The organism is Gordonia sp. YY1 (assembly GCF_009872315.1).
GTDB lineage: Bacteria > Actinomycetota > Actinomycetes > Mycobacteriales > Mycobacteriaceae > Gordonia > Gordonia amicalis.
Genome location: NZ_WXYI01000042.1, coordinates 1 through 4,818, shown reverse-complemented (window position 1 = coordinate 4,818; position 4,818 = coordinate 1). Strand labels below are relative to the sequence as shown.

The 4,818-nt window shown below is 64.5% G+C and carries 4 protein-coding genes and 1 pseudogene; 3 read left to right on the top strand and 2 right to left on the bottom strand.

Annotated elements, in window-relative coordinates; genetic code table 11:
* Positions 1-74 precede the first annotated feature (74 nt).
* A complete protein-coding gene (locus BPODLACK_RS22950; RefSeq protein ID WP_159406312.1) occupies positions 75-422 on the bottom strand; it encodes a hypothetical protein in 348 nt (115 codons plus the stop codon).
* Between the two features lie 49 nt (positions 423-471).
* Positions 472-1,863 carry an IS256 family transposase gene (locus BPODLACK_RS22945; RefSeq protein ID WP_159406313.1) on the bottom strand — a complete coding sequence of 464 codons (1,392 nt, stop codon included), beginning with the start codon at positions 1,861-1,863 and terminating at the stop codon, positions 472-474.
* 655 nt (positions 1,864-2,518) lie between these two features.
* On the opposite strand from BPODLACK_RS22945, the pseudogene BPODLACK_RS22940 reads away from it, so the two are divergent.
* From BPODLACK_RS22940 to BPODLACK_RS22930, 3 genes and pseudogenes are all read left to right on the top strand, one after another.
* Positions 2,519-3,009 (top strand): annotated as a pseudogene (locus BPODLACK_RS22940) (IS21 family transposase); the annotation flags it as partial.
* Positions 3,010-3,145: 136 nt separating this feature from the next.
* Complete coding sequence (locus BPODLACK_RS22935; protein WP_024498618.1) at positions 3,146-4,492, top strand: Mu transposase domain-containing protein; 1,347 nt, start codon at positions 3,146-3,148, stop codon at positions 4,490-4,492.
* Positions 4,489-4,818, top strand: a 330-nt coding sequence (locus BPODLACK_RS22930) for an ATP-binding protein (protein ID WP_236577759.1), incomplete at its 3' end; no start/stop codon positions are given. The genes BPODLACK_RS22935 and BPODLACK_RS22930, both read left to right, overlap by 4 nt.

The window sequence follows — 4,818 nt, the reverse complement described above, 5'->3', positions numbered from 1 at the left end:
CGGGGTATTTCCGTGGTGCGACCATACTGGTCATCCTTCCGGGTTTTGATTGCCTCCATCAAACCCGGGGCGCTTCATTCGGGCAGTGAGTACAGTGCTTTGCCGACCGAGGCGTGAAAGTCTCTGTGCACCTTGACAGTTTTGAAGATCGGTACGTCGTAGTCGGCCGGTATCGGTAACAGGTGGGCGCGCTCGTCTGTGTCGAACAGCACCGCTGGCGCGGCGGCGGTGGTGCCGTGAATCCGCAGCCCCGCGGTGCTCTGGCACCACGCCACCGCGGCGGCCTGGGCATCGGGCAGGCTCGAGAATCGCTCACCGGCCCAAAAGTTGTTCTGCACGTAGTGGATGGTGCGTTCTACCCGCGGCTTGTCGGTTGGTGTGGCGACTCGGGCGGTGTCGGTGACGAACCCGGAGCTTGTCAAGATGTCTGTGTAAGAACGTGACTCCTGATTTTCTTGTGGTCTGTGGGGTTTAGCTGAGGTGGGGTTCGATCCGGTCGGGGTAGGCCAGTGCGAGTTGTCCGAGGGCCTGTTTCCAGTTGGTGACGACCTGGCCCTCGACCAGTCGCCCGAGGGCCTTACGGGGCTGTGACCGCCTGGTCCCGCGTTCTTTGAGTCGTTGAGCGGCTCGTTTGTCTTCGATGTCGCAGATGGCCAGCCACAACAGTTTGCGGACCGCGATGTCGTTGGGGAAATGGCCGCGGTTCTTGATGACCTTGCGCAGTTGGTAGTTCAATGACTCGATCGAGTTGGTGGTGTAGATGACTTTGCGCAGCCCGGGAGGGAATGCCAGGAACGGGATGAACCGATCCCACGCGCGGTCGAATGCCAATGCCGCACTCGGATACTTGACCCCCAGCTCTGAGTCCCGGAAAGCCTCCCACTCACGCCGAGCGGTCTCGGCATCGGGGGCGGTGTAGATCGGTTTGATCGCCCGGGCCACGTCTTTGCGGTCTTTGTAGTTCACGAACCGCATCGAGTTGCGGATCAGATGCACCACACAGGTTTGCACCGTGGCCAGCGGCCAGGTCGCCTCGATTGCCTCGGGCAATCCGGTGAGCCCATCACAGCACACGATCAGCACGTCCTTGACGCCGCGGTTGGCCAGATTCGCACCCACCCCGGCCCAGAACTTGGCGCCTTCTTCGGCCTGTATCCAGATTCCCAGCACATGCTTGACGCCGGCCATGTCGACGCCAATAGCGATGTGGGCGTGCTTGTTTCGAACATGGGCACCGTCTTTGACCTTCACCACCAGCGCGTCGAGGTAGATGACGGGATACAACGGCTCCAGCGGCCGGTTCTGCCATTCATCGACCGCATCAAGGACCTCGTCGCAGATCTTGGAGATCGTCTCGTGCGAGAGATCGGTGCCGATCGTGGAGGCCAAATGGTGTTGGATATCGCGCAACGTCATGCCGCCGGCGTACAGCGAGATGATGATGTCATCGAGACCGCCAAGCCGGCGGGAGCCCTTCGGGACCAGCCGCGGGGTGAACGTCCCGTCACGGTCACGAGGAATGTTCAGCTCGACCGGCCCGGCCTCAGAGGCCACCGTTTTCGGGCTCGAACCGTTGCGGGCGTTGGGCAACTCCAGACCGGCCGGATCACCCTTCTCATAGCCGAGGTGATCGGTCAGCTCGGCCTTCAAACCGCGTTCGAGGGCCAGCTTGATCAGGCCCGGGATCAATCCGCCCTCGCCGGTGATCTGGACCTGTCCGGTATCGAACTGGGCGAGCAACTCATCGACCATGCCCGAGGCGTGTAATGCCTCGGCGACTTCCGCGGTCGAGCAGGGCTCGGCCAGCTCAGGCAACGGTTCGTCGTCGTGAGCTTGCTGCTTGTCGTCTAACGCCATGCTCATAGATCTTCCTCTCACTGATGAGCACTTGGACTTACACAGACCATCTGACACCCCCGAGTACACGGCGGTGAACACCAGCGCGAACACTTTGCGGCGCTTACCTGTTGCCGCATCATCGAGCATCCCGAGGTAGCCGAAGTCGATCTGGCACTCCACCCCGGGATCCCCATCGGCCACCCGCACCGTGGTCGTGGTGCGGCGATACCCACAGCACTCGGTCGCGAACCGCACCAGCGTCCGATACGGGACCACACACCCCTGACGGGCCAGCAGGATGTGAATCTTCGTCACCGTCAACGGTTCTGGATTCTCCGGCGTTCCTCCCCTCACCCACTGCGTGATCTGTTCGCTGAACGGCACCAACGCTTCCCACGCCTGGCCATGACCATTCGGCCGCGCCGGACGCACCCCGGCCACCACCGCACCGAGCAACTCATCGGTCAGTGCCGACGCACCGACATCGCGCGTCAACCCCGCCGCCTGCGCCGCCGCGATGTAGCGTCGCACCGTCTTCCTATCGACACCCGCACGCGCGGCGATCGTGCGCAGACCCGGCGCCGGTAACCCCACCGCAAGGCCCAACCACAACCGCAGGACTTCTCTGATCTCTTCCACTGCAACCTCCCGGTAGCCCATGCCGTCGGCCCCTTCCGTGAAGACAGCTTTCCTACTTGTCGGGTCGTTGGCACATTCAGGGATGTGGCGTGGCTACCTGGCCCCGGATATGACCCGCCCGCAGGTGATCGCGGACTCGATCGCATCACCCGCCGACTCGGTGGCGTGACGAAGTCGTGGCGGTTTGACCGGATGGCCACCGTCTGTCACCCGGCCAGCGGCGAGGTGACCGCCGAGTTCGCCGCGGTCGCCAAATACTACGGGGTGTCAGTCGCAGTGTGCCCGCCCCGACGCGGCAACCGCAAAGGTGTGGTGGAGAAGTCCAATCACACTGCAGCACAACGCTGGTGGCGCACTCTTCCTGACGAGACAACGGTGGAGGCCGCGCAAACCGGCCTGGACACGTTCTGCCGCACCCGTTCGGATGCGCGGATACGGCCGACCGCCGATGGGCGGGCATCGGTGATCACGGCCGCCGCCCGTGAACCCCTGACCGCGCCGCCAGCAGCCCCGTATCCGGCGATCCTGACCGTGACGGCGCTCATCGAAATTCCCCAGTGATGCTCATCTGAATTCCCCACCCGTGTGGCTCCGCCAGAGTAGGCGGGCCTCCCGTGATGCTGATGGTCTCTGACCACTCACCAGCAACCTCGGGAGGCCCGCTTTCATGTTGACACGGGAGAACGATGTGGAAGTACATGCACTGCACAACCGGGGGTGGACGATCTCGGCGATCGCCCGCCACACCGGCCACGATAGAAAGACGATCCGGGCCTACCTCAACGGTGAGCGCACCCCGGGCCAGCGCAAGAGGCCGGCGGTTGATCCGTTCGACCCCTACCTCGACTATGTCCGGGCCCGACTCGACGAGGACCCGCATCTGTGGTCACGCACGTTGTGCGATGAACTCGAGGACCTCGGCTACACCCAGTCGTATCAGACCCTGACCCGCCAGATCCGGACTCGCGGTCTGCGACCGAAGTGTGCGGACTGCGCGCAGGTCACCGAACGGGCGAATGCGATCATCGAACACCCGCCGGGTGAAGAGACACAATGGGATTGGGTGGAGTTGCCGAATCCTCCAGCGCAGTGGGGTTGGGGTTCGACCGCATTCCTGCTGGTCGGGTCACTGTCGCATTCGGGGCGGTGGCGTGGCTATCTGGCACCGGATATGACCCGCCCGCAGGTGATCGCCGGTATCGACCGCATCACCCGCCGCTTGGGTGGGGTCACCAAGTCGTGGCGGTTCGACCGGATGGCCACGGTGTGTCACCCGGCAACCGGCGCGTTGACCGCCGAGTTCGCCGGCGTCGCCAAGCATTACGGCGTCTCGGTGGCCGTGTGCCCACCCCGGCGCGGGAACCGCAAGGGTGTGGTGGAGAAGTCCAATCACATTGCCGCGCAACGCTGGTGGCGCACACTTCCTGACGAGCTGACCGTCGAGCAAGCCCAGACCAGTTGCGACACGTTCTGCCGGACCCGCTCGGATGTTCGGGTGCGCCGAACCAAAGATGGGCGCTCGAACGTGGCCACCATCGCCAAACGCGAACCCCTGAGCGCCCCGCCAGCAGCTCCGTACCCGACGACGGTCACCGAGGTGCGGAAAGTGTCTCGCCAGGCGCTGGTGGCATGGAAGGGCAACCAGTACTCGGTGCCCCCGGAGTTGGCGATGAGCGACGTGCACGTCAGTGAGCGTCTCGGTGACGGGCATATCGACATCGCCACCGACTCGGGCATCGTGATCGCCCGCCACCGCCTGGCCACTGCCGGCTCGGGAGCCCAAGTGCGTGACCACGGCCATGTCGTCGCCTTGGACACCCTGGCCCAGGCCGGCGCCTCATCGAGTCGCCGACCGCATCGCCGCAAGGAACGCATCCCACCCGGCCAGACCGCCCGACAAGCTGCAGAAGCGCTGCGCCGCGCAACCGCCCACCCCGCCACACCGACCGAGGCGTCGGTGATCGATCTGAGCGTGTACGAACGCGCCGCACAGAACAGGACCCAACTCCCATGACCAACAAGACCGACGAAACCACCACCACCTCCAATCCGAACAGTGATGCACCGCAGTCACAATCGGCGGTCTCGGTGTATCAGCAGCTACGTGGGCATCTCGCCGCACTCAAACTCGACTCCGCCGCGCAAGCCCTACCGCAGGTGCTGCAGACCGCCGCCGAGCAGGAGTGGACGATGACCTACACCCTCGAGCACCTCCTCGGCATCGAGGTCGATGCCACCGAGGCCCGCCGCCTGGCCGGGCGGCTGCGGTTCGCCTGCCTGCCCACCCCCGCCACCCTGGACGGGTTTGACTACGACGCCGCCCCCGGAGTCGACCGAGCA

Excerpts from the sequence above, each read along its gene's own strand:
- BPODLACK_RS22935 (WP_024498618.1), top strand. The coding sequence starts at position 3,146 with ATGTTGACACGGGAGAACGATGTGGAAGTACATGCACTGCACAACCGG.
- BPODLACK_RS22945 (WP_159406313.1), bottom strand. The coding sequence starts at position 1,863 with ATGAGCATGGCGTTAGACGACAAGCAGCAAGCTCACGACGACGAACCG.